General features: G+C 69.3%; 22 protein-coding genes. 13 read left to right on the plus strand and 9 right to left on the minus strand.

Annotated elements, in window-relative coordinates:
* Window positions 1–3: 3 nt before the first annotated feature.
* The gene (gene yhjD / locus BMY97_RS31800) at window positions 4–1,017 is read left to right on the plus strand and encodes an inner membrane protein YhjD (protein ID WP_091624037.1); all 1,014 of its coding nucleotides are present in this window, start codon (window positions 4–6) and stop codon (window positions 1,015–1,017) included.
* On the opposite strand, the gene BMY97_RS31805 is transcribed toward yhjD, so the two are convergent.
* Window positions 1,014–2,267, minus strand: coding sequence for a D-alanyl-D-alanine carboxypeptidase family protein (locus BMY97_RS31805; RefSeq protein WP_091624040.1), 1,254 nt, complete (start codon window positions 2,265–2,267; stop codon window positions 1,014–1,016). The two genes, yhjD and BMY97_RS31805, sit on opposite strands and share 4 nt — an antisense overlap.
* A 42-nt stretch (window positions 2,268–2,309) precedes the next feature.
* Here BMY97_RS31805 and BMY97_RS31810 point away from each other — a divergent pair, with 42 nt between their 5' ends.
* Both BMY97_RS31810 and BMY97_RS31815 read left to right on the plus strand, forming a co-directional pair.
* Window positions 2,310–2,570: an SCO4848 family membrane protein gene (locus BMY97_RS31810; protein ID WP_091624043.1), complete on the plus strand. Its 261-nt coding sequence runs from the start codon at window positions 2,310–2,312 to the stop codon at window positions 2,568–2,570.
* Between the two features lie 78 nt (window positions 2,571–2,648).
* A complete protein-coding gene (locus BMY97_RS31815) occupies window positions 2,649–4,034 on the plus strand; it encodes a S8 family peptidase (RefSeq protein WP_177231634.1) in 1,386 nt (461 codons plus the stop codon).
* 43 nt (window positions 4,035–4,077) lie between these two features.
* Here BMY97_RS31815 and BMY97_RS31820 read toward each other — a convergent pair whose 3' ends face one another.
* Window positions 4,078–4,989, minus strand: coding sequence for a hypothetical protein (locus BMY97_RS31820; protein WP_091624046.1), 912 nt, complete (start codon window positions 4,987–4,989; stop codon window positions 4,078–4,080).
* A gap of 341 nt (window positions 4,990–5,330) precedes the next feature.
* Here BMY97_RS31820 and BMY97_RS49660 point away from each other — a divergent pair, with 341 nt between their 5' ends.
* Window positions 5,331–5,615: a helix-turn-helix domain-containing protein gene (locus tag BMY97_RS49660; protein ID WP_425425355.1), complete on the plus strand. Its 285-nt coding sequence runs from the start codon at window positions 5,331–5,333 to the stop codon at window positions 5,613–5,615.
* A gap of 253 nt (window positions 5,616–5,868) precedes the next feature.
* Here the strand turns inward: BMY97_RS49660 and BMY97_RS31830 are convergent, their stop codons facing one another.
* The 4 genes from BMY97_RS31830 to sdhC are packed head-to-tail and all read right to left on the minus strand — an operon-like array spanning window position 5,869 to window position 9,307.
* Window positions 5,869–6,642 carry a succinate dehydrogenase iron-sulfur subunit gene (locus BMY97_RS31830; RefSeq protein ID WP_091624052.1) on the minus strand — a complete coding sequence of 258 codons (774 nt, stop codon included), beginning with the start codon at window positions 6,640–6,642 and terminating at the stop codon, window positions 5,869–5,871.
* The gene (sdhA, locus tag BMY97_RS31835) at window positions 6,642–8,396 is read right to left on the minus strand and encodes a succinate dehydrogenase flavoprotein subunit (RefSeq protein ID WP_091624055.1); all 1,755 of its coding nucleotides are present in this window, start codon (window positions 8,394–8,396) and stop codon (window positions 6,642–6,644) included. Before sdhA ends, BMY97_RS31830 begins: the two co-directional genes overlap by 1 nt.
* A 48-nt stretch (window positions 8,397–8,444) precedes the next feature.
* On the minus strand, window positions 8,445–8,861 hold the full coding sequence (locus BMY97_RS31840; protein WP_091624059.1) for a succinate dehydrogenase hydrophobic membrane anchor subunit: 417 nt from the start codon (window positions 8,859–8,861) through the stop codon (window positions 8,445–8,447).
* Window positions 8,862–8,863: 2 nt separating this feature from the next.
* Window positions 8,864–9,307, minus strand: a complete 444-nt coding sequence (gene sdhC, locus BMY97_RS31845; RefSeq protein ID WP_091624061.1) for a succinate dehydrogenase, cytochrome b556 subunit — start codon at window positions 9,305–9,307, stop codon at window positions 8,864–8,866.
* A 583-nt stretch (window positions 9,308–9,890) separates the two neighbouring features.
* Here sdhC and BMY97_RS31850 point away from each other — a divergent pair.
* From BMY97_RS31850 to BMY97_RS31875, 6 genes are all read left to right on the plus strand, one after another.
* Complete coding sequence (locus BMY97_RS31850) at window positions 9,891–11,033, plus strand: BMP family lipoprotein (RefSeq protein WP_091624064.1); 1,143 nt, start codon at window positions 9,891–9,893, stop codon at window positions 11,031–11,033.
* A gap of 78 nt (window positions 11,034–11,111) precedes the next feature.
* Window positions 11,112–12,680 (plus strand): ABC transporter ATP-binding protein, encoded by a 1,569-nt coding sequence (locus tag BMY97_RS31855; protein ID WP_091624067.1) that lies wholly within the window; start codon window positions 11,112–11,114, stop codon window positions 12,678–12,680.
* On the plus strand, window positions 12,677–13,774 hold the full coding sequence (locus tag BMY97_RS31860; RefSeq protein WP_091624069.1) for an ABC transporter permease: 1,098 nt from the start codon (window positions 12,677–12,679) through the stop codon (window positions 13,772–13,774). Before BMY97_RS31855 ends, BMY97_RS31860 begins: the two co-directional genes overlap by 4 nt.
* Before the next feature lie 47 nt (window positions 13,775–13,821).
* Window positions 13,822–15,054: an ABC transporter permease gene (locus BMY97_RS31865; protein WP_091624340.1), complete on the plus strand. Its 1,233-nt coding sequence runs from the start codon at window positions 13,822–13,824 to the stop codon at window positions 15,052–15,054.
* A 5-nt stretch (window positions 15,055–15,059) separates the two neighbouring features.
* Window positions 15,060–15,449 (plus strand): cytidine deaminase, encoded by a 390-nt coding sequence (locus BMY97_RS31870; protein ID WP_091624343.1) that lies wholly within the window; start codon window positions 15,060–15,062, stop codon window positions 15,447–15,449.
* On the plus strand, window positions 15,446–16,726 hold the full coding sequence (locus BMY97_RS31875) for a thymidine phosphorylase (protein WP_091624072.1): 1,281 nt from the start codon (window positions 15,446–15,448) through the stop codon (window positions 16,724–16,726). Before BMY97_RS31870 ends, BMY97_RS31875 begins: the two co-directional genes overlap by 4 nt.
* A gap of 57 nt (window positions 16,727–16,783) precedes the next feature.
* Here the strand turns inward: BMY97_RS31875 and BMY97_RS31880 are convergent, their stop codons facing one another.
* On the minus strand, window positions 16,784–17,881 hold the full coding sequence (locus tag BMY97_RS31880; RefSeq protein WP_091624075.1) for a coiled-coil domain-containing protein: 1,098 nt from the start codon (window positions 17,879–17,881) through the stop codon (window positions 16,784–16,786).
* A gap of 211 nt (window positions 17,882–18,092) precedes the next feature.
* On the opposite strand from BMY97_RS31880, the gene BMY97_RS31885 reads away from it, so the two are divergent.
* The gene (locus BMY97_RS31885; protein WP_091624078.1) at window positions 18,093–19,184 is read left to right on the plus strand and encodes an adenosine deaminase; all 1,092 of its coding nucleotides are present in this window, start codon (window positions 18,093–18,095) and stop codon (window positions 19,182–19,184) included.
* Window positions 19,185–19,293: 109 nt separating this feature from the next.
* Entirely contained in the window at window positions 19,294–20,502 is a 1,209-nt protein-coding gene (locus tag BMY97_RS31890) for an MFS transporter (RefSeq protein WP_091624345.1), read from the plus strand.
* Between the two features lies 1 nt (window position 20,503).
* On the opposite strand, the gene BMY97_RS31895 is transcribed toward BMY97_RS31890, so the two are convergent.
* Entirely contained in the window at window positions 20,504–21,085 is a 582-nt protein-coding gene (locus BMY97_RS31895; RefSeq protein WP_091624081.1) for a TetR/AcrR family transcriptional regulator, read from the minus strand.
* Between the two features lie 96 nt (window positions 21,086–21,181).
* On the opposite strand from BMY97_RS31895, the gene BMY97_RS31900 reads away from it, so the two are divergent.
* Window positions 21,182–21,907, plus strand: coding sequence for an SDR family NAD(P)-dependent oxidoreductase (locus tag BMY97_RS31900; RefSeq protein WP_091624084.1), 726 nt, complete (start codon window positions 21,182–21,184; stop codon window positions 21,905–21,907).
* Between the two features lie 67 nt (window positions 21,908–21,974).
* Here BMY97_RS31900 and BMY97_RS31905 read toward each other — a convergent pair whose 3' ends face one another.
* Window positions 21,975–23,225 (minus strand): primosomal protein, encoded by a 1,251-nt coding sequence (locus tag BMY97_RS31905; protein ID WP_091624087.1) that lies wholly within the window; start codon window positions 23,223–23,225, stop codon window positions 21,975–21,977.
* Window positions 23,226–23,252: the final 27 nt, after the last annotated feature.

The raw sequence follows: 23,252 nt of genomic DNA on the forward strand, positions 1-23,252 counted from the left end.
CCAGTGGCGAAACAGACCGGTGAGAAGGAAAAGCTGCTGCCCCGGCTGCGGCGGAAGTACCCGTGGCTGGATCATCTGATCCGCGCCAATGACTCCTTCAACGAGCACTACGGCAATCACTACGCCGCCGCGATCACCTATTTCAGCGTGCTGTCGGTGATCCCGATCCTGATGGTCGCGTTCGCGGTCGTCGGTTTGGTCGTCGGTGGCGACCAGGCGGTGATCGGCCAGATCACCAACGGGATCAACAACTCCGTGCCCGCGGGCCTCCAGGACCTGGTCAAGACCATCACCAAGGCGGCGATCGACTCCGGCAGCGGCATCGGGATCTTCGGGCTGGTGATCGCGGCGTACTCCGGCGTCGGCTGGATGGCGAACCTGCGGGACGCGCTGACCGCCCAGTGGGGCCAGGAGAAAAAGCAACAGCCGTTGGTCACCACGACGCTCAAGGACCTGTTGTCGCTGCTCGGGCTCGCCCTGGCGCTGATCGTGTCGTTCGCGCTCACGGCCGCGGGCAGCGGCCTCGGCAACCTGCTGCTGAAGCTGGTCGGCCTGGAGGACCAGACCTGGGCCCGGTACCTGCTGACGGCCGCGACGATCGTGCTGGGCCTGCTCGCGAACACCCTGGTGTTCCTGTGGGTCATCGCGCGGCTGCCGCGTGAACGGGTCGTGGCGCGCAGCGCCGTGAAGGGCGCGATCTTCGCCGCCGTGGGATTCGTGATCCTGCAGAAGGCCGGGTCGTACTACCTGGCCAGCGTCACGAAATCACCGTCGTTCGCGATTTTCGGACCGGTGATCGGGCTGCTGGTCTTCGCGAACCTCGTCTCGCGCTTCCTGCTGTTCGTCACCGCTTGGACGGCCACGGCGGTCGAGAACCAGCGACGCGTTGTGGCGCCCCCGCCACCGGTGCGGCTGGAGCCGCAGGTGACTGTCCAACGTGGACTGGGCTTGGGCGCGGCCGCGGGCGCCTTCAGCGCCGGCGCGCTGCTCGGCTGGCTGGGCCGGCGCCGGCCTTAAGCGCTCCGCTGCTTGCGTAGCCGGTGCCGGAGGGTGAACCCGGCCGCGATGATCACGGCCACCACCAGGGTGAGGATCCAGCCGGTGGTGCCGAACGGGTCCGGCTTCGCGGCCGGGGCCGACTTCGCCGCCGCGGCGGGCGCGACGTTGAGCGGCGGCGCGCCGGGCGGGGCGGTGGCGACGAGGGCCTCGTACGCGATCCGCCCGACCGGCGTGGCGTGCTTGTCCTCCAACGCGAAGCTGTAGTCGAGCAGCTTGCCCGCCTGCGCGACGACGAGGGTGGGCCGCTGTTCGGCGCGCATCATCACCACGGCCAGGCGGTGGCCGTCGCGCTCGGCGGCGCCGACGTAGGTGTGCCGGGCATCGTCGGTGAAACCGGTTTTGCCGCCGAGGAAGCCGGGGTAGGCGCCGAGCAGCTTGTTGTCGTTGTAGACCGGGATCGCGGGCTTCCCGCCGGACGCCGGGATCGTGTACGCCTTCGTCCCGACGGCCTGCGCGAACTCCTGCTGCTTCATCGCGTAGTGGAAGATCAGGCTCAGGTCGTAAGCCGAGGTCGACATGCCCGGCCCGTCGAGGCCGGACGGCGTGGCCGCGCGGGTGTCGGTGGCGCCGATGCGCGCGGCCAGCCCATTCATCTTCCCGACGGCCACGTCCACGCCGCCGAGCGCGGTGGCGAACGCGTGCGCGACGTCGTTGCCCGAGTGCATCAGCAGGCCGTGCAGCAGCTGGTCGACGGTGTAGGGCACGCCCGCGGAGATGCCGACGCAGGTGCACTCCTGCTTGGCGTCCTCCTCGGTCGGCACCACGATCTTGTCCGGCTTCAGCTCGGTGACGACCACCAGCGCCAGCAGCGTCTTGATCAGCGACGCGGGCCGCTCGCGCGCGTGCGGGTTCTTGGCGGCGATGACGTCACCGGTGTCGAGGTCCTGGACCACCCACGACGCGGCCGTGTCGCCGGCGGGCAGCGGCGGCGCGCCCGGCGGGAGGATCGTGTCGCAGCTGCCGAGCAGCGGGCCGCCGACGGGCTGGGCCGGCACCGGCAGCGGGGGCGGCACGGTCTGGCCGGGAGCCGGCTTCTCGGACGTGTCCACCGGTGCCGGGGGCGCGGCGGCAGCGGTGCACGGCGACGACAGCGCGAGCGCGCCGGTCTGCGCGGCCGCGCCCGCCGCCGGTGGTGCGACGACGGACAGGACGCCGACGGCGAGCGACGCGACGAGGAGCCGGGGTGACCGGGAGGAGACGCTGAACACCCACGCAATCTAGCCGGGAGGGCGCGGCTGCATACTCAGGACATGCGTATCTCTCGTGGTACCGCGTGGTTCCTGCTGGCCTTCGGCGGGTGGTCCTGGATCATCTGGATCACGTTCGCGAAGAACCTGTGGGCCAGCGATCAGTCCTGGTCAGCGGACGGTTCGCCGACCGCGTACTTCATCGTGCACGCGGTGCTGACGGTCGTTTCGTTCGTGCTCGGCACGATCATCGGCCTGCTGGGCTGGCGCGCGGTCCGGGCGACGGCGAAGGAACGGGACACCGAGAAGAGCTCGGCCACCTGATCGTGTGACGGTCCTTTGGTCGGTGGCGGGCGGCGCACCGGCTGCCTAACGTTCTCGCCACCAACCTCGGAGGTGGGAATGTCCCGTTTACGTCGATTGCTCGTGCCCGCGGCGCTGGTGTCCGTCGTCGCCGGTGGGCTGGCCGCGCCGGCCTCGGCCGCCCCCGCTGTCGCCTGTGACACCACGAGCACGCCGTTCAGCTACGTGGTGCTGTACCAGCCGGGCTCGCCGCAGTTCGTGGTCGACGCGGAGTTGCGGGCCAAGTGCGGGGCGAAGGTGGGGTACTACCCGGAGATCGGCGTCGCCGTCGCGAGCTCGCGCAATGCGGACTTCGCGCAGCGGATCGGCGTCAACCGGGCTTATTCGGGTGGGAAGGACGTGGCCTCGCAGGCGGCGCGGGTCTCGGCGCGCTCGGCCGTCCGGGAGCTGGAGGCGACGCAGCGCGTGGCCGGTGACGGGGACCTTTCGGCCCAGCAGTGGGACATGCGCGCGATCCACGCGCCCGAGGCGAACAAGGTGAATCAGGGCTCGCGGTCGGTCACCGTCGGCGTGCTGGACTCGGGCATCGACGCCAAACACCCGGCGCTGGCGAAGGCCGTCGACGCGAGCTCGTCGGCCGGCTGCGTGACGGGCGCGCCGGACCGCACCCCGGCGTCGTGGGCCCCGACGAATTCCGACCACGGCACGCATGTCGCCGGCACCATCGCGGGCAAGGACGCGGCGCGCGGCTTCACGGGCATCGCCCCGGGCGTGCGGCTGGCGTCGGTGAAGGTCGTGAACGACGACGGCTACATCTTCCCGGAGGCCGCCGTGTGCGGTTTCGTCTGGGCCGCGCAGCACGGCTTCCGCGTGACGAACAACAGCTACTACATCGACCCGGGCATGTTCTACTGCTCGCGCGAGCCGGGCGATTCGGCCGCGTACGAGGCCGTCCGGCGCGCGGTGGTGTACTCGACCCACCGCGGCGTGCTGAACGTGGCGGCGGCGGGCAACAGCGGCTTCGACGTCACCAAGCAGACCACCGACCCCAACCGCCCCCACCCGGTCGACTCCTCGTGCGGCATCCTCCCGAAGGCGATCGACGGCGTCGTGACGGTCTCGTCGGTCGGCTACCAGGGCACGAAGTCGTCCTTCTCGAACTTCGGCGCCATCTCGGTCACCGCCCCGGGCGGCGACTTCGCGCAACTCCCGCCCACTGGTTCGGGCGAGGGCTGTCCGTTGTCGACGATCTTCGACGGCGGGTACGGCACCAAGTGCGGCACGTCGATGGCCTCGCCGCACGTGGCCGGGGTGGCGGCTCTGCTGGCTTCGCGGCACCCGTTCGCTTCGCCTCGGATTTTGACGGGGCTGTTGGAGGCCGAGGCGGACCCGGTGGCTTGCGACGCAGCGGAGTGCTCGGGGGCGGCGCGGGACAACTCGTATTACGGGCATGGGTTGGTGAACGCGCTCGACGCGGTTCGGTGAGCTGATCCGTCCGGCTCTGGTTTCCACCGGGGCCGGACGGAGTTCACTCGGCCAGATCCGCGACGAAGCCCCGAGGCTGCAACAGCTCGGGATTCGAGCCGCGGAAGGTGACGACGGTGTCGCCACTCCGTCGTTCGCGGACCACCTCGGTACCCGGCAACGGCCGGATGCCCAGACGGCGGGTGTGACCGGCACAGCGGAACACCACACGGTGCTCGAACCAGGCCACCGGAATGGCGAACCTCGCCTCGAATGTTTCCGGAGCCTTACCGGACATTAGCTCGGTCGAAAACCGGGGCCAGCTGCATTCGAGGGTGAGCAGATCTCCGTCCTGAACAGTCCTGCCGAGGTGGGCGTAGACGGTGAGCCGTTCTCCAGTCGGTGCCTTTGTCCAGCTGGCTGTGGTGTGCACCCGAGTACCGCCGCTGAGATCATGCGGCCGGCTCGCGTGGACGGCGGAGTAGGTGACACGTCGCCGAGAGCGTTCCGACATCGGTGACCTGTCGAACCGGACGATGCCCAGACTGACGTAGCGAGGGGTGTCACTGCCGGAATCGCCGAGGACGAGAGTCCGGGAGAAGTGCGTATCGCCAGTAGACTCAATGACGACTTCCTGTTTCCATTCACGAATGACTGTGGCTGGGCTCTTGTACAGCGACTCGGCGTAGTCGTGGAGCAGGGCCTCATCTCGGTCTATCCGCGAGCGCAGCCGTTGCGTGCCCGCGAAGGAAACCGCGCTGACCAGTACGAACAAGACGGCAGCGAAGGTTGCAAAAGTAGTACGCAGCCAAGCGATTCCGAGTAGCTGACCGATCAGGCCGACGCTGCCGAGTGTTGTGATCGTGGCCGCCAGCGTGCGGAGATATCCTTCGCGGTGGACCAGTTCTTCGATATCGGCGATGAACGGTGCGAATCTTCGGGAAACCGTTCTCCGGAGGTCCGAGTTCGCGCTCATATAGCCTCCCCGTGCCGACCGCGGGTGTCCACTTTAGCCCACTGTTCCGTCAGGGCCCAGGAAACGACGAAGGCCCCACCCGAATCCCTTGGGTTCTAGGAGTCGTCGCAACACCTCAGTTCAGGGGTTGCGATGGGCTTTCAGGTCCAGGCGGAGCGGAAGCCTCAGGGCCGCGCAGGCTTGTTGTGGAACGGGCCGAATACTTGCGGCTCGTGCGGTAGGGCGTGGGCAACGATGAGGCGTGCCGGCTGGTCGGGGTGAAGCTGAGGACCGGTAAGCGCTGGCGTAACGGGCGCAACGCGTGCGGCAAGGATAAGGCGGCACGACCAGTCGCCGCGGTGGTGCCGCCGTCTGCGTCTTCTCGCTATCTGGGCGAGGACGACCGCGTCCACATCGCTGACCGGCTGCGGGAGCAGGCCACGATCCGGCAGATCGCCGCCGAGCTGGGCCGCAGCCCGTCCACGATCAGCCGGGAGATTCCGCCGCAACCGCCACCCCGGCAACGGGCAGTACCGGCCACACGCCGCGCAGGCCCGTGCCGACACCCGCCGGCCGCGGCCCAAGACCTGCACGCTCGCGGCCGATGCCGAGCTCTACCAGGTCGTGCAGGACCATCTAGCCCGTAAACGCAGGCCCGAGCAGATCGCCGCGATCCTGCGACGGAAGCATCCCGACCGGCCGGAGTGGCATGTAATCCACGAGACGATCTACCAGGCCCTCTACGCCCAAGGACGCGGCGAGCTGCCCACGCAAAACGCTCGGCTGGGACACCCCAGCCGAGCGCCTCGCTAAACTCCTCACCCAAGCCAACTAACCACTCGTGCTGCAACGACCCCTCGAATCCGCCGAATCCGGGCAGGGGCCTTCGACCGGCAAGGCTCAGACGCGCTTGAACAGCAGTGCGCGCTTCACTTCCTGGATCGCCTTCGTGACCTGGATGCCACGTGGGCAGGCGTCGGTGCAGTTGAAGGTGGTGCGGCAGCGCCAGACGCCCTCGCCGTCGTTCAGGATGTCGAGGCGTTCTTCGGCTCCGTCGTCGCGGGAGTCGAAGATGAAGCGGTGCGCGTTGACGATCGCGGCGGGGCCGAAGTACGAGCCGTCGTTCCAGTAGACCGGGCAGGACGACGTGCAGCAGGCGCAGAGGATGCACTTGGTGGTGTCGTCGAAGCGGTCGCGGTCGGCCTGGGACTGGATGCGCTCGCGGGACGGCTCGTTGCCGTAGGTGATCAGGTACGGCTTGATCGCACGGTAGGCCTCGAAGAACGGGTCCATGTCGACATAGAGGTCCTTCAGGGTGGTCAGGCCCTTGATCGGCGCGATCGAGATGACGGTCTTCTTGCCGTCCTTCTCCAGCAAGTCCTTCATCAGCACCTTGCAGGCCAGCCGGTTGATGCCGTTGATCTGCATGGCGTCCGAGCCGCACACGCCGTGGGCGCACGAGCGGCGGAAGGAGAACGTGCCGTCGAGGTAGTCCTTGACGTAGAACAGCAGGTTCAGCAGCCGGTCCGTGCGCTGCGCCGGGACGTCGTAGGACTCCCAGTGCGGCTCCGAGTCGACCTCCGGGTTGAACCGCAGGATCTTCAGCGTGACCGTGATCGGCGTGTGCTCTTCGGAGGCCTCGGACGAGGGGGCCTCGGGGGTTGCCGTCGTCATCAGTACTTCCGCTCCATCGGTTCGTAGCGGGTGAAGGTCACCGGCTTGTAATCGAGCCGGATGTCGGACGAAAGGCCCTCGCCCTGCTTGTAGGCCATGGTGTGCCGCATGAAGTTCGTGTCGTCGCGGGTCGGGTAGTCCTCGCGGGCGTGGCCGCCGCGGGACTCCTTGCGGGCGATCGCGCCGACGATCAGGACCTCCGCCAGCTCCAGCAGGAAGCCCAGCTCGACGGCCTCGAGCAGGTCGGTGTTGTACCGCTTGCCCTTGTCCGACACGGTGATCCGCGTGTACCGCTCCTTCAGCGCCTGGATGTCGGTCAGCGCCTGCTTGAGCGTGTCCTCGGTGCGGTACACCGAAGCGTGCGAGTCCATCGTCTGCTGCATCGCCTTGCGGATGTCGGCGACGCGCTCGTCACCGTGCTCCGACAGCAGCAGCTCCAGCTGGTCCTCGACCAGCTTGGTGGGGATCTCCGGCAGCTCGACGTGCTCGTGCGCGAGCGCGTACTCCGCCGCCGCGATGCCCGCCCGGCGGCCGAACACGTTGATGTCCAGCAGCGAGTTGGTGCCCAGCCGGTTCGAGCCGTGCACCGAGACGCACGCGACCTCGCCGGCCGCGTACAGGCCCGGGATCACGTTTTCGTTGTCCCGCAACGCTTCGCCGTGGATGTTGGTCGGGATGCCGCCCATCACGTAGTGACAGGTCGGGAACACCGGCACCGGCTCCTTCACCGGGTCGACGCCCAGGTAGGTGCGCGAGAACTCGGTGATGTCCGGGAGCTTGGTCTCCAGCACCTCGACCGGCAGGTGCGTGACGTCGAGGACCACGTAGTCCTTGTTCGGCCCGCAACCGCGGCCCTGCAGCACCTCCTGGACCATCGAGCGGGCGACGATGTCGCGCGGCGCGAGGTCCTTGATGGTCGGCGCGTAACGCTCCATGAAGCGCTCGCCGTCGGCGTTGCGGAGGATGCCGCCCTCGCCGCGGACCGCCTCGGAGATGAGGATGCCCAGGCCCGCGAGGCCGGTCGGGTGGAACTGGAAGAACTCCATGTCCTCCAGCGGCAGGCCCTTGCGGAAGATGATGCCGAGGCCGTCACCGGTGAGGGTGTGCGCGTTCGACGTCGTCTTGAAGATCTTGCCAGCGCCGCCGGTGGCGAACACGATCGACTTGGCCTGGAAGACGTGCAGCTCGCCGGTGGCCAGCTCGTAGGCGACGACACCGCAGGCGACCGGGTTGCCGTGCTCGTCCTCGTTGGTCACCAGGTCGAGCACGTAGAACTCGTTGAAGAACTCCGTGCCGTACTTGACGCAGTTCTGGTACAGCGTCTGGAGGATCATGTGGCCGGTGCGGTCCGCGGCGTAGCAGGCGCGGCGGACGGCGGCCTTGCCGTGGTCGCGGGTGTGCCCGCCGAACCGGCGCTGGTCGATCTTGCCCTCGGGCGTCCGGTTGAACGGCAGGCCCATCTTCTCCAGGTCGAGGACCGCGTCGATGGCCTCCTTGGCCATGATCTCGGCCGCGTCCTGGTCGACCAGGTAGTCACCGCCCTTGACGGTGTCGAAGGTGTGCCACTCCCAGTTGTCCTCTTCGACGTTCGCCAGCGCGGCGCACATGCCGCCCTGGGCCGCGCCGGTGTGGGACCGGGTCGGGTACAGCTTCGTGAGGACCGCGGTGCGGGCGCGCTGGCCGGATTCGATGGCCGCGCGCATGCCGGCGCCACCGGCGCCGACGATCACCACGTCGTACTTGTGGAACTGCATGGGAAAGACTCCGCTTGTTCTCGGATGTGCGCTGTGGTGGGTGCGCCGTCAGCTGGCGGGCATCTCGGGGTCGAACGTGAAGATCACCATGGTGCCGACGGCCAGGATCAGCGCCATCGAGACGTACAGCAGGATCTTCAGCCAGAACCGCGTCGAGTCCTTGCGGGCGTAGTCGTCGATGATCGTGCGCAGCCCGTTGCCGCCGTGGATCTCCGCGAGCCACAGCATCGCCAGGTCCCAGAACTGCCAGAACGGCGAGGCCCAGCGCCCGGCGACGAAGCCCCAGTTGATCCGGTGCACCCCGCCGTCGAGGATGTTCATGATCAGCAGGTGGCCGAGCACCAGGATGATCAGCGCGAGGCCGGAGATCCGCATGAACAGCCAGCTGTACAGCTCGAAGTTGCTGCGGCGGGCCGCCGGGCGCTTGGGCGCGCGCGGCTTCTCGATGATGAGCGAGTCGGCCATCGTCAGTTACCCCCGAAGAGCGTCTCGACCGTGCGCTTGAGCATGAAGAACGCACCGGGAATCATCACGACGACCCAGACGACGCCGATCACCCACAGCATCGTCTTCTGGAACTTCGGGCCCTTCGACCAGAAGTCGACCAGCATGACCCGGATGCCGTTGAGCGCGTGGAAGAGCACCGCGCCGACGAGGCCGACCTCCAGCAGGTTCACCAGCGGGGTCTTGTACGTCTCGATCACCTGGTCGTACGTGTTCGGCGACACGCGCACCAGCGCGGTGTCGAGCACGTGGACGAACAGGAAGAAGAATGTCAGCACGCCGGTGATGCGGTGCAGCACCCAGGACCACATGCCCGGGTCGCCCCGGTAGAAGGATCCCTGACGGCGTGAGGCACCCGCCCGATCGCTCGCGCCTGCCTCAGTGGCAGGGCTCGCCGTGGTGGACATCGGTGAACGGCCTCCAACGTCATCTGTCGTGCCCGGGTACCCGGTGAGGTCCGCACTCGCCTCCGGGGTCGGTCCACTGGGGACAACTCCGGCAACGGTGCCGAGATCAGGGGCCATCGAGCGTGGATGACTGGATGCTAGACCCGCCATCCGGGCCCGGCTCACCTCCGGGTTCGTCTCTGTGATGGACCAGACACCGGGAGCGTCCTGCTCCGCTCGGGCGTGTGGTGTGGAGCACGTGGCGGTGCCGCTTCGCCGCCGGAGGGCTTCCGCCCGGCGGCCCGGGATGACCACAATGGACACCGAACGTGCCGGTCGGGCGGCCCGAGCCACCCCGGCGGTTCCGCTGATCAGGTGAGACCGGCGGGCCGAGCCTGCGGAGTGTGTCCGACCTGATCACCGTAAGTACACGAATGGTCGCGCATCGGGCCGCTGAGTAAACGTTTGTGTTACGTAGCGTGCCTTTCCTATGGCGACTTCCTGGCCGTTGGGTACGGTCTTGCGGTCGAACCCGGCGCCAAAGGCCGGGTCGTTCTCGGATCATCCGCTGGATCAGCGGGGAGGGAGACACACGTTGCGTCGCATGCGTGGAACCGCGCTGGCCGCCGTGACCATGGCCGGGGTGCTGACTCTGGCCGGTTGCGCGAAGGACACCGGGAACAGCAGTAACAACGCTTCGGGCTCGACCGGCAACTCCGGCTCGAGCTGCGTGACCGCGCCGAAGCCGCCCGCCGCGCCCGAACTGGCGACGAGCAGCAGCGCCGCCGGCGGCAAGGTCGACGCCAGCAAGCTGAAGATCGGCCTGGCCTTCGACGTCGGCGGCCGTGGTGACGCCTCGTTCAACGACGCGGCCGCCGCCGGCACCGACAAGGCGAAGGCCGACCTCGGCGTCACGCAGGTCAGCGAGAGCACCGCGAGCGCCAGCGAGGCCGAATCCGCGAAGCAGCAGCGTCTCGAGCAGATGGCCGCGGACGGCCTGAACCCGATCATCGCGGTCGGGTTCGCGTACGCCCCCTCCGTCGCCGCCGTCGCGCCGAAGCACCCGGGCACCAAGTTCGCGATCGTCGACGACGACTCGATCAACCAGCCGAACGTGACCCCGCTGGTCTTCGCCGAGGAGCAGGGCTCGTTCCTGGCCGGCGTCGCCGCCGTCTACAAGAGCAAGAGCTGCCACATCGGCTTCGTCGGCGGCGTCAACACCCCGCTGATCCAGAAGTTCGAGGCCGGCTACATCCAGGGCGCGAAGGCCGTGTCGGACAAGGTCAAGATCGAGGACGAGTACCTGTCCCCGGCCGGTGACTTCTCCGGTTTCCAGGACCCGGCCAAGGGCAACGTGAAGGCCGCGGCCGAGATCGCCAAGGGCGCTGACGTCGTCTACCACGCGGCCGGCGCCTCCGGTAAGGGCGTGTTCGACGCCGCGAAGGCGGGCAAGGCGCTGGCCATCGGCGTCGACTCCGACCAGTACAACCAGAAGACCGTCGCCGCGGACAAGGACATCATCATCACCTCGATGATCAAGCGCGTCGACGTCGCCGTCTTCAACTACATCCAGGCGGTCGCCAAGGGCGACCTGAGCGTGCTGCCGAAGCGGTTCGACCTGAAGGTCGACGGCGTCGGCTACGCCACCTCGGGCGGCAAGGTCGACGACATCAAGGACGTGCTCGACGGGTACAAGGCCCAGATCATCGACGGCACGATCAAGGTTTCGGACAAACCATCGAAGTAGCTCACTGACGCGCCAGGGCTCGGAAGGATCTTCCTTCCGAGCCCTCACGCGTTTCGACAGAACTGGATGCCTTCCTCCATGAGCACCGCAGAGGCCGAAGCCGTCCCGGACCGGGGCGTGGCGGCCGTCCAGCTGACCGGGATCACCAAGCGCTTCCCGGGTGTGGTCGCGAACTCCGACGTCAACCTGACCGTGGCACCGGGCGAGGTCCACGCCCTCTGCGGTGAGAACGGCGCCGGCAAGTCGACCCTGATGAAGATCCTCTACGGGATGCAGCAGCCCGACGAGGGCACCATCGCGATCAACGGCGCCGAGGTGAAACTGCGCAACCCGCAGGACGCCATCGGGGCCGGGATCGGCATGGTGCACCAGCACTTCATGCTCGCCGACAACCTCACCGTCGGCGAGAACGTGTTCCTCGGCGCCGAGTCCCTGCACGGCATCGGCCGCGCGGCGCGCGCCCGGCTGGCGAAGCTGGCCGAGCAGACCGGCCTGCACGCGAAGCCCGAGACGCTGCTGGAGGAGCTCGGCGTCGCCGACCGCCAGCGCGTCGAGATCGTGAAGGTGCTCTACCGCGGCGCGAAGATCATCATCCTCGACGAGCCGACCGCCGTGCTCGTCCCGCAGGAGGTGGACGCGCTGTTCGCCACCGTCCGCGGGATGCAGGCCGACGGCTACACGTTCCTCTTCATCTCCCACAAGCTCGACGAGGTGCGCGCGATCGCCGACACCGTCACGGTGATCCGGCGCGGCACCACCGTCGGCACGGCCGATCCGAAGACCATCACCAGCCGTCAGCTGGCGGAGATGATGGTCGGCTCGGAGCTGCCCAGCCCGGAGACCCGCGAGTCGACGGTGACCGATCGCGACATCCTGCGCCTGCGCGAACTGCGGCTCGCCGCGGAGGGCTCCGAGCGGAACCTGCTCGACGACATCTCCTTCACCGTGCACGCGGGCGAAGTGCTCGGCATCGCCGGCGTCGAGGGCAACGGGCAGACCGAGCTCGTCGAGACGATCATGGGGATGCGCAAGGCGAGCGGCGGGCACATCGAGCTGGTGTCCCCCGAGGGCGAGGCCCGCGACCTGGTGAAGCTGGGCACGCTCGCGCGGCGCGAGGCGGGCATCGGCTACATCGCCGAGGACCGCACGCGGCACAGCCTGCTGCTCACACAACCGTTGTGGGTCAACCGGATTCTCGGCTACCAGACGCGCGAACCGGTCTCGAACGGGCAGCTGCTCGACATCGCGGGCGCGCGCGCCGACACCGAGCGCATCGTGCGCGAGTACGACGTGCGCACGCCCGGCATCGAGGTGCCGGCCGCCGCGCTTTCGGGCGGCAACCAGCAGAAGCTGATCGTCGGCCGCGAGCTGTCCGGCAATCCCGTGCTGCTGATCGCCTCACACCCGACGCGTGGGGTCGACGTCGGCGCGCAGGCGATGATCTGGGAGCAGATCCGCCAGGCCCGCGCCGACGGGCTCGCGGTGCTGCTGATCTCCGCGGACCTCGACGAGCTGATCGGGCTGTCCGACACCATCCGCGTCATGCTGCGCGGCCGTCTGGTGAGCGAGGCGAACCCCGCCACCGTGACCCCGCAGGAACTCGGCTCCGCCATGACCGGCGCCGAAGAAGGTGAAGAAGAGTTATGAGTTCGTGGCGCACGCGGCTGCTGCCGCCTCTGCTGGCGATCGTCTTCGCCCTGCTGCTCTCGGCGATCGCGCTCATCATTTCCGGCGCCGACCCGCTCGAGGCGTACGGCACGATGGTCGGCCAGCTGTTCAAGGGCTCCACCGCCGTCGACACGGTCAACCTGGCCACGGTCTACTACCTGTCCGGGCTCGCGGTGGCCATCGGCTTCCAGATGAACCTGTTCAACATCGGGGTCGAGGGCCAGTACCGGTTCGCGGCGGTGATCGCGGCCATCATCGGCGGCGCGCTGCAGCTGCCGCCGGTCATCCACACCATCGTGATCCTGCTGGTCGCCATCGTGTCCGGCGCGCTGTACGCGGCGGTCCCGGCGGTGCTGAAGGTGACCCGCGGGGTCAGCGAGGTCATTTCGACGATCATGCTGAACTCGATCGTCGCCGGGATCATCGCCTTCCTGATCAACGCCGACCAGTTCGGCGTGCAGACCGGCAACAACATCGGCACCCGCGTGATCGCGCCGTCGGGCCGGATCCCCGGCATCCCGCTCGGCTCGGGCACGCTGTTCGGCTTCGTGATCATCGCGGCCGTGATCGGTGTCGCGTACTGGTTCATGCTCAACCGGACGCGGTTCGGCTTCGAGCTGAAGGCCAGCGGCGAGTCGACGACCGCGGCGGCCGCGGGCGGCGTCAACGCGAAGAAGATGACGCTGATCGCGATGATCCTCTCGGGCGCGGTGGCCGGGCTGGTCGCCATGCCGGAGCTGCTCGGCCGGGATTACAGCTACGGCATCACGTCCACGCAGATGTACGGCTTCACGGGCATCGCGGTAGCGCTGCTCGGCCGCAACAACCCGGGCGGGATCGCGCTCGGCGCGCTGCTCTGGGCGTTCCTCGACACCTCGGCGGTTTCGCTGGAGCAGATCAACGTGTCCAAGGAGATCGCGACCATCATGCAGGGCATCATCGTGCTGTCGGTCGTCGTGGCGTACGAGGTCGTGCGGCGCGCGGACCTGGCCGCCGAGCAACGCCGGGTGGGCCGGGCACTGGCCGGCAACGGGCGCAAGGGCTCCTCGGTCGCGGAAGGCGGTGCGGTGTGACCGCCACGACGGAGTTTTCCCGCCCCGAGCCCGAATCCGGCACCCCGATGCCGAAGCGGCGCCGGGTCCCCCGGATCCCGGGCTGGGCGCGTGGGGTGATCTGGGCGGTCGTCGCGATCGTGGTCATGTCGACCGCGTCGTACTCGACCGGCGTCGCGGCGCTGACGTCCAGCAACACGGCTTCCACCGCGTTGCGGCTCGCGCTGCCGATCCTGCTGTGCGCGCTCGGCGGCCTGTGGGCCGAGCGCGCGGGCGTGGTCAACATCGGCCTCGAAGGCATGATGATCCTCGGCACCTGGGGCGCGGCTTGGGGCGCGTACTACGGCGGCGTTTGGGTCGGTCTGATCGCGGCGATCGTGTTCGGCGCGCTCGGCGGTCTGCTGCACGCGGTCGCGACGGTGACGTTCAACGTCAACCACATCGTCTCCGGCGTCGCGATCAACCTGCTCGGCCTCGGCGTCGCGAAGTACCTGGCGAACCTGATCTTCGAGCCGATCTCCGGCAACCCGCGGCAGTCGCCGCCGGTGCCGAAGTTCGACACCTACTCGGCGTCGGGCCTGTCCGATTGGCTGGGCTCACTGGAAAACGAGCAACGCGTCGGGATCTCCGACGTCGCGGGCGTGCTGCGCGGCCTGGTCACCGGTGTCGCGCCGCTGACCATGATCGCGATCCTGCTGGTGCCGATCAGCTACTACGTGCTCTGGCGCACGCGGTTCGGCCTGCGGTTGCGCTCGTGCGGGGAGAACCCGGTCGCGGCCGAGTCGCTGGGCGTGAACGTCTACCGGCACAAGTACGTCGCGATGCTGATCTCGGGCGGCTTCGCCGGCATGGGCGGCGCGTCGCTGGTGCTGCTCAAGGGCGGCGCGGACTACCTGGAGAACCAGACCAACGGCCGTGGTTACATCGGCCTGGCCGCGATGATCTTCGGCAACTGGCGGCCCGGTGGGCTGCTCGGCGGCGCCGCGCTGTTCGGTTACGCCGACGGCCTGCAGCTGGCCGGCGGCGGCGAAGCGGTGCTCGCGCTGCTGTACGGCTCCGTGATCCTGCTGGGCGTCATCGTGGTCGTGCAGCTGTTCCGGCGGCGCTGGCTGGCGGCCGGGCTCGGCGTCGTCGGCGCCGGGATCCTGTACGCGATCTACTGGACGAACGACACGCTGCCCAGTGACCTGATCCCGTACACGGCGCACTTCGTGACGCTGATCGTGCTGGCCGTGGCCTCGCAACGACTACGGCCGCCGAAGGCCGACGGGCAGCCGTACCGCCGGGGTGAAGGCGACTGATGACAGTGTCTACTGTGGACTGGGAGGCGCTGCGGGCCGCGGCGGTTTCCGCTGCCTCGCATGCGTACGCGCCGTACTCGGGCCTGCACGTCGGCGTCGCGGGCATCGTGGACGACGGCCGCCAGGTGACCGGCTGTAACGTCGAGAACGCCTCGTACGGCCTCGGCTTGTGCGCGGAGTGCACGATGGCGGGCCAATTGCGGCTCTCGGGCGGCGGCCGGCTGGTGGCCGTCGCGTGCCGCAGCGGTGAGGGCGAGCTGCTGATGCCCTGCGGCCGATGCCGGCAGATCCTGTTCGAGCTGGGCGGTTCGACGTGTCTGGTGGACACCCCGCGCGGCGTGCTGCCGATGTCGGACGTCCTGCCGGACGCGTTCGGTCCGGACGACCTGCCGTGAGCCGGTTTGCGGCGGTGGACGTCATCCGGGCCAAGCGCGACGGCGGGCGGCTGAGCGACGAGCAGATCGACTGGGTGGTCGACGGCTACACGCACGGGGTCGTCGCGGAGGAGCAGATGGCCGCGTTGGCCATGGCGATCTTCTTGCGCGGCATGGACTCCGGCGAGATCTCGCGCTGGACCGGAGCGATGATCGAGTCGGGTTCGCGGCTTTCGCTGGACGTCTCGCGCCCGACCGTGGACAAGCACTCGACGGGCGGGGTCGGCGACAAGATCACGCTGCCGCTGGCGCCGCTGGTCGCCGCGTGCGGGGCCGCCGTGCCGCAGCTGTCCGGCCGCGGCCTCGGCCACACCGGCGGGACGCTGGACAAGCTGGAGTCCATCCCGGGCTGGCGGGCCGCACTGTCGCTGGACGAGATCTCGGCCCAGCTCGACTCCGTCGGCGCGGTCGTCTGCGCGGCGACCGAAGGGCTCGCGCCGGCGGACAAGAAGCTGTACGCGCTGCGGGACGTGACGAGCACCGTCGAGTCCATCCCGCTGATCGCCAGCTCGATCATGAGCAAGAAGATCGCCGAGGGCGCGTCCGGACTGGTCCTGGACGTCAAGGCGGGCTCCGGCGCGTTCATGAAAACGGTCGACGACGCCCGGGCGCTGGCCCGGACGCTGGTCGACATCGGCACGGCGCACGGCGTCGCCACGGTCGCCCTGATCACCGACATGAACGTGCCGCTGGGCCGCGCGGTCGGCAATGCGGCCGAGGTCGCCGAAGCGGTCGAGGTGCTCAAGGGCGGCGGCCCGGCCGACGTCGTCTCGCTGACGGTTTCGCTGGCCCGCGAGATGCTCGCGCTGGCCGGCCTGTCCTCAGTGGACCCGGCGGCGGTGCTCGCTTCGGGCGCGGCCTACGAGACGTGGTGCCGGATGATCGCGGCCCAGGGCGGCGACCCGTCGGCGGCGCTGCCCTCGCCTTCGCATGTCCACGTGGTCAAGGCGCCTGCTTCGGGCGTGCTGGCCTCGCTCGACGCGTACGCGGTCGGCGTGGCGGCCTGGCGTCTCGGCGCGGGCCGGGCTCGTAAGGAGGACCCGGTCCAGGCGAGCGCGGGCATCCTGTGCCTGGCGAAGCCGGGCGAGCGGGTCTCGGCCGGCGATCCGTTGCTGGAACTGCACACGGACACCCCCGACGCGGTCCCGTCCGCGCTGGCGGCGCTGGAAGGCGCGTACACCGTGGCCGACTCGGCGCCCGGCGCCGGGCCGATCGTGCTGGGCACCGTTCGTCCCTGACGCGCTCGCGAAAACGCCCCCGCCAGAGTTCCCGGCGGGGGCGTTTCCACGCGTTGCTCACTCGGAGGCGGAGTCCTCGGAGTCGGAGCCGTTGTTCGACTTGGCGTCGGCCGCGGCCTTGGGGGAGCGGCCGTTGCGCGAGCTGCGGCGCGGCTGGCGCGGCGCGGGCGGCGGCGGGGAGATCTGCTGCACGGCCGGGCCGCCGCCGAGCATCAGCTCCGCGAAGGTCGCCATGGCCTCGTCCAGCTGGCCGCCGATGCGGCGCACGGACTCGTCGTTGCTGCGGCGCACCAGCGAGTCGACCGAGTCGGTGTCCGGCTGCTTCGCCAGCGTGCCCTCGACCTTGGACAGGCCGCTCTTGAGCGCGCCGTCGAGGTCGCCGAGCTGCGAGACGAAGCCGTCCTCCACCTTGTCGAGGCGGTTGCCGAGATCGTCGAGGCGCTGGGTGACGGTCTCGAGGCGGTTGCCCAGGTTCTCCAGCCGGTCCGAGGCGTCGATCATCTCGCCGGTCTCGGTCAGCGCCGTCTTGAGCGCCTCGGTGCCGGCGCCGATCCGCTCCTTGGTGGCGCGGTCCAGCTCGTCGACGCGGGAGCGCAGCTCGTGGTCGGCGGTGTCGATGCGCTCGCGCAGCGCGGCCTCGGCCGACTCGACGCGCTCGCGCACCGGGCCGAGCACCGACTGCGGGATCGACTCGAGCTTGGCGTCCTGCTTGTCCAGGTGGCCGCCCAGCTCGTCGATCCGGCGGTGGATGTTCTGGAGCTTGTCCTCGAGCCCGTCCATCCGGCCCGCGACGCCCTCGAACCGGGCCGCGACGCCGTCCAGCCGGCCGTCGAGCTGGGCGAACGGCTTCGCCAGCTTGTCGACGATGCTCTCCACCGCGTGCGTGATCGCCGCGATGGCGTTGTCCTGGGCCTCGAGGCGGGTCATGGCCTCGTCGAGGCGCTCGGCGAGCACGCCGACCTCGGTGCGGTCGGGCATCTCGGACAGCCGCTTGCGGACCGCGCCCAGCGAGTCGACCGGGGCGAGCCGGGCGTAGATGTCGTCCAGCGCGTCGAAGATCTGCTGCTGCTCGCTCTCACGCACTTCGGCCGCGCGCACCAGCATGTTGCGCATCCGGTCGAAGGACGGAGCGGCAATCTGGTTGTCAGTGGTCACTGCGGTGTCCTTCGTCGGCGGGGAAATGGAAGGGACGTGGGACGAAGCTTATCGATAAGAAAATTGCGCTGCGTGTGGCCCCCGCGAACGTGCGATAACGGCGGCGTTACCCGGATGGCCGATTCGATCCTTGATCGACAAAGCTGAGGGTGGCCTCGGGGTGGGAAGTTAGGGCCATGTAGGGGAATGACAACGAGGTTACCGTTGAGGCATGTCAGATGTAACCCTCCTCGGCGCGGAAACCCTGCGCCAGGCCCCCAAGGTCCTGCTGCACGACCACCTGGACGGCGGCCTGCGGCCCGCCACCGTCGTCGAACTGGCGGAGTCGACCGGGTACGCCGGCCTGCCGACGACCGATGCCGACGCGCTCGGCCGCTGGTTCCGGGAGGCCGCCGACTCGGGCTCGCTGGTGTCCTACCTGGAGACCTTCGCCCACACCTGCGGCGTGATGCAGACCGAGGACGCGCTGGTCAGGGTGGCGGCCGAGGCCGTCGAGGACCTGGCCGCCGACGGCGTCGCGTACGCCGAGGTCCGGTACGCGCCGGAGCTGTTCGTCGAACGCGGCCTGTCACTCGATGCGGTGATCGAGGCTGTGCAGGAGGGGTTCGCCGAGGGAACACGGCGCGTGGCCGCCGCGGGGGGCCGGATCGTCGTCCGGACCTTGCTCTGCGCGATGCGCCAGCACGCCCGTTCGCTCGAGATCGCCGAGCTGGCGGTGCGCTACCGCGACGCGGGCGTGGCGGGCTTCGACATCGCCGGGCCGGAGGACGGATTCCCGCCGACCCGCAATCTGGACGCATTCGAGTATTTGCGCCAGAACAATGCGCATTTCACCATTCATGCCGGGGAGGCGTTCGGCCTGCCTTCCATTTGGGAGGCGATCCAGCACTGCGGCGCGGAACGGCTCGGGCACGGCGTGCGGATCGTCGAGGACATCAAGACCGATTCGGCCGGAACGGTCCACCTTGGACGGTTGGCGAGCTACGTGCGGGACCGCCGGATACCGCTGGAGATCTGCCCGACGTCGAACGTCCAGACCGGCACCGTGCCCTCGCTGGCCGAGCACCCGATCGGGCTGCTGGCCCGGCTGCACTTCCGGGTCACCGTGAACACGGACAACCGCCTGATGAGCGGGTGCTCGATGACCAGTGAATTCGCGGCGCTGACCGCCACGTTCGGGTTCGGCCTCGAGGATCTGCGCTGGTTCACCATCAATGCCATGAAATCCGCGTTCCTCGATTTCGACTCCCGGCTCGCGCTGATCAACGACGTGATCAAGCCCGGGTACGCCGCGCTGGCCTGAGTTCCCGCTGCCGGACGTGATCGCCAGAACGGCGGTTGCGTTCCTTAGCATGGCCAACTAATGTTCACGATGTAGGAATTGATTCCCATATTGTGAGACGGTGGCGAACATGGCGCAGGTCGCGGCGGGTGACACGGTACGAGAAAAGCCCAGTTCTCGACGCTGGCTCATCCTCGCGCTCGGCCTCGCCGCGCAGACCGCGAGCTGCTCGTTCCTCTATGGACTGCCGTTCCTGGTGCCCGCGATGCGCGCCGTCGACGGCCTGTCGCTCGCGGAGGCGGGCACGGTCGTCGCGGCGCCCAGCATCGGGCTCCTGCTGACCCTGATCGCGTGGGGCGCGGCTGCGGACCGTTACGGAGAGCGGCTGATCATGGCGCTCGGGCTGGGCGTTTCGGGATTACTCCTGGTGTACGCCGCCCTCTGGCATCACCCGGTTGGCCTACTCTTTGGGGTCTTTCTTGTCGCCGGAGCGTGCACGGCCTCGGTGAACGCGGCGAGCGGCCGGGTGGTGATGGGCTGGTTCGCGAAGTCCGAGCGCGGCGTCGCGATGGGCATCCGGCAGACGGCGCAGCCGCTCGGGGTCGGCGTGGCCGCGCTGGGGCTGCCGCCGATCGCCGCGCACTGGGGCTTCCAGGCCGCGATGCTGCTGCCGGCGGTGCTGGCGATCCTGGTCGCGCTGCTGGTCGCCGCCCTGGTGGTCGACCCGCCGCGGCCGCCGCGCGCGGCCGCGGGGGAGAAGCCGCCTTCGCCGTACCGGAAGCCTTGGCTGTGGCGGGTGCACGGGGCGAGCGCGCTGCTGGTGGTGCCGCAGTTCGCGGTGTCGGCGTTCGCGCCGGTGTACCTGGTCTCGCAGCAGCACTGGAGCCCGTCGGGGGCCGGTGTTTTCCTCGCGGTGGCCCAGGTGCTGGGCGCGGCGGGACGGCTGGGCTCGGGCTACTGGTCGGACCGCGTCGGCAGCCGGCTGCGGCCGATGCGCCAGCTCGCCGTCGCGAGTGTGCTGGTGATGCTGCTGGTGGCGGTCGGCGACGTGAGCTGGCTGTGGCTCGTGCTGTTCGCGCTGGTCCTCGCCGCGGTCATCACGGTCGCGGACAACGGCCTCGGCTTCACCGCGTCGGCCGAGCTGGCGGGCGTCGCGTGGTCGGGCCGGGCGATGGGCACGCAGAACACCGCGCAGAACATCGCGGCCTCCCTCACTCCGCCCCTGCTGGGCCTGGTCATCGGCGACAGCCGGTACGCGCCGGCCTTCTGCGTCGCCGCGGTCTTCCCGGCGGTGGCCATCGCCGTCGTCCCGGTCCGAGCGCAGTCCGAAGCGGACTGATTCAGGCCAGGGCCGTGGAAGCCTTGAGGCCGTCCAGGAAAAACGCCAGGTGCCGGCGCCAGACGTCCGGGCTGGTGTCGATCGACTCGTGGATCAGCTGGGACATCGCGGTGACCAGCGAGCCCAGGTCGGACGGCTCGAAGTCGAGGCGCAGCACACCGGCGGCCTTCGCGCGGGTGAGGATGCGCTCGGCGTGCCGGAAGCCTTGACAGCAGGCATCGACGACGACGGGGCTGAGCGGGCGCCGCCGGGCGAGGGCATCGTTCAGGCTGTGGTTCTCGGCCTGCATGGCGAACAGGTCCTCGACGAACCGCACGAAGCCCACCCACGGGTCCGGCTCGGCCCAGGCCCGGGTGGTGATGTCTTCGAGAGCGGCCAGCTGCGCGGGCAGGATCGCGTCGTAGAACGCCTCGCGGGTGGGGAAGTGGGCATACAGCGTGCCGATGCTGACGCCGGCGGCCCGCGCGATCGGCTCCAGTGGCGCGTCGAGCCCGTGCTCGGCGAACGCGTGGGTCGCGGCAGCGAGCAGCTTGTCACGGTTGCGCGCGGCGTCTACCCGCAGCGGCTTGGATCCGGCGGCCATGGCCTCATCCTACAAGTCGAGGGTGACCTCGGGTTCTGTGATAGCGTCGGCCGCGAAATCGAGGTGACCCTCGACTTAAGGGGAAGGAACTTCGCCATGGCTGAAACGACCCGCCCGACCGCCGTTGTCCTCGGGGCCGGTCCCGGGCTCGGCATGTCCGTCGCCCACCGGTTCGGGCGGGCGGGGTACGACGTCGCGCTCGTCTCGCGCACCGACACCCGCCACTCCCGTTACCTGGCTTCGCTCGCCGATGCCGGGATCACGGCCGAGGCCTTCGTCGGCGACGTCCGCACCGGCGTCCTGGCCACGCTCGACGCGATCACCGAACGGTTCGGCACCATCGACTTCGTCTACTACGGGCCCGCGTCGACCGACCCGGACAACCTTCCCGGGCCGATCACCGAAGCCGATTCCGCCGCCGTCGAGCGGGCGATGAGCTGGGTGTACCCGGCGGTCGACGTGGTCGGCCGGGTGCTGCCCGGCATGCGGGAGCGCGGCCGCGGCGGGCTGCTGTTCGCCGGCGGGCTCAGCTCGGTCCGGCCGATGCCCGCGCTCGGCGCCCTCGCCGTTTCGGCGGCCGCACTGCGGAACTACGCCGTGACCCTCCACGCGGGACTCGACGGCACCGGCGTCTACGCGGGGAGCCTGACCATCGGCGGGGTGATCGAGCGCGGTGACGTCCACCGTCTGGTCGCTTCGCAGCCCGCGGAGTTCGGTGACCTCGCCGGGCGCACCCTCGACCCCGACGTCATCGCGGACGCGGCGTGGCGGATGTACTCGGAGAGTCGCGAGCCCGAGGGCGTTTTCAGCGTTTTCGACTGACCCAGCACCAAAAAACCGGAGGCCGCCCCCGCGTGGGGGACGGCCTCCGGTCAGGACGACGTCAGGTTCAGACCACCGTGAGGCGGTTCTCGAACGACTCCACCAGCTTGCGCCACGCGCTCTGCTCCGCGTCGAACGGCGCGCTCGGCTCGAGGCGCGTCGGGTCCGGGCGCAGCACGAAGGAGATCAGCCAGCCGAGGCTCTCGTTCGCGGCCAGCGCCTCCTCGACGGTGTCGTCGTCCGCCCAGTCGGCGGCGTCGGTGATCAGCTCGACCGCCAGCTCCAGCTGGGTCGCGTCGATCGACTCGGGGCCTTCGGCGATGTCGGCGTCCAGCCCGCCCAGCACGTACGTGTTCTCGGTGTCGACCTCGACTTCGAGTTCGCCCGCGGTGGCCTTGGCGACCACCTCGTCCCAAGTGGACACCTCGGCGATGTCGGTGTCGGCCAGGTCCTTGCCGCCCTTGATGGCCTTGAGCAGCGCCTTCTCGGAGGTGAACACGTCGATCTCGCCGTCGCTGCCCAGGAACAGCGGCTTGTCGTCGAGGTAGCAGCGCAGGGTGTAGTACTCCGTGCCGGAGGTGACGATCTTGATCGGGTCGATCCCGACCTCGCCCCAGAAGCCGACCGGCTCGTCGTCCTCGGCGTCGTCTTCGGAGTCGGGCGCGTCCACGGCCTCGAGGTCTTCGGGCTGCGCGGCTTCGGCCTCAGCCGACTCCTCGTGGAAGGCGGCCAGCTCCTCGGCCGTCTGCTCCAGCACCGCAGCGTCGACGTCGGGCGCCGTGACCAGGTTGTCGATCGCGTCGAGCACGATGTCCCACTTCTCGGACACGGCCTTCGACAGGTCGTTCCAGAGCGCCTCGCCCTCACGCCCGGTGAACGGCAGCCGGCCCTGCTCCAGCAGCGAGAAGCCCTCGTACGCGTCGAGGACCTCGTGCACCTCCTCCAGCTCGCACACGTCGGCGAGCGAGCGGACGATGCCGACGATCTCCGCCAGCTCCGCGATGGTCCACGAGTCCGGCTCCTCGGCGACCAGCTCGGGCACGCCGACCAGGTCGTAGGAGTGGTCTTCGTCCGGGATCAGCTCGGGCACGTTCAGCGCCGGCACCGCGTCCCACGCAGGGTGGTCCAGCAGGTCGTGCTGCTCGGACGTCCGCACGAAGGCGGCCAGGTGGGCGGCGTCGGGGAAGGCGTACAGGTCGTCCTCGTCGCCGAGGAACGCTTCCCACTCCTCGCCGTCCTCCCGCCACCGGGGCGCCCACAGGGTGACGACGTCGCCCTGCGGCAGTCCGAGCTCGATCGGGATGATGTCCTGTGCCATTCTTCGAACCCTCCGGCAGTTCCGCCC

The sequence above is a fragment of the Amycolatopsis saalfeldensis genome (assembly GCF_900110575.1).
GTDB lineage: Bacteria > Actinomycetota > Actinomycetes > Mycobacteriales > Pseudonocardiaceae > Amycolatopsis > Amycolatopsis saalfeldensis.

Coding starts and splice junctions, on each gene's coding strand:
- BMY97_RS31885 (WP_091624078.1), top strand. CDS start 18,093: ATGTCAGATGTAACCCTCCTCGGCGCGGAAACCCTGCGCCAGGCCCCC.
- BMY97_RS31815 (WP_177231634.1), top strand. CDS start 2,649: ATGTCCCGTTTACGTCGATTGCTCGTGCCCGCGGCGCTGGTGTCCGTC.
- BMY97_RS31905 (WP_091624087.1), bottom strand. CDS start 23,225: ATGGCACAGGACATCATCCCGATCGAGCTCGGACTGCCGCAGGGCGAC.
- BMY97_RS31810 (WP_091624043.1), top strand. CDS start 2,310: ATGCGTATCTCTCGTGGTACCGCGTGGTTCCTGCTGGCCTTCGGCGGG.
- sdhA (WP_091624055.1), bottom strand. CDS start 8,396: ATGCAGTTCCACAAGTACGACGTGGTGATCGTCGGCGCCGGTGGCGCC.
- BMY97_RS31860 (WP_091624069.1), top strand. CDS start 12,677: ATGAGTTCGTGGCGCACGCGGCTGCTGCCGCCTCTGCTGGCGATCGTC.
- BMY97_RS31850 (WP_091624064.1), top strand. CDS start 9,891: ATGCGTGGAACCGCGCTGGCCGCCGTGACCATGGCCGGGGTGCTGACT.
- BMY97_RS31895 (WP_091624081.1), bottom strand. CDS start 21,085: ATGGCCGCCGGATCCAAGCCGCTGCGGGTAGACGCCGCGCGCAACCGT.
- BMY97_RS31855 (WP_091624067.1), top strand. CDS start 11,112: ATGAGCACCGCAGAGGCCGAAGCCGTCCCGGACCGGGGCGTGGCGGCC.
- BMY97_RS31865 (WP_091624340.1), top strand. CDS start 13,822: ATGCCGAAGCGGCGCCGGGTCCCCCGGATCCCGGGCTGGGCGCGTGGG.
- BMY97_RS31830 (WP_091624052.1), bottom strand. CDS start 6,642: ATGACGACGGCAACCCCCGAGGCCCCCTCGTCCGAGGCCTCCGAAGAG.
- BMY97_RS31900 (WP_091624084.1), top strand. CDS start 21,182: ATGGCTGAAACGACCCGCCCGACCGCCGTTGTCCTCGGGGCCGGTCCC.
- sdhC (WP_091624061.1), bottom strand. CDS start 9,307: ATGTCCACCACGGCGAGCCCTGCCACTGAGGCAGGCGCGAGCGATCGG.
- BMY97_RS31840 (WP_091624059.1), bottom strand. CDS start 8,861: ATGGCCGACTCGCTCATCATCGAGAAGCCGCGCGCGCCCAAGCGCCCG.
- BMY97_RS31890 (WP_091624345.1), top strand. CDS start 19,294: ATGGCGCAGGTCGCGGCGGGTGACACGGTACGAGAAAAGCCCAGTTCT.
- BMY97_RS31820 (WP_091624046.1), bottom strand. CDS start 4,989: ATGAGCGCGAACTCGGACCTCCGGAGAACGGTTTCCCGAAGATTCGCA.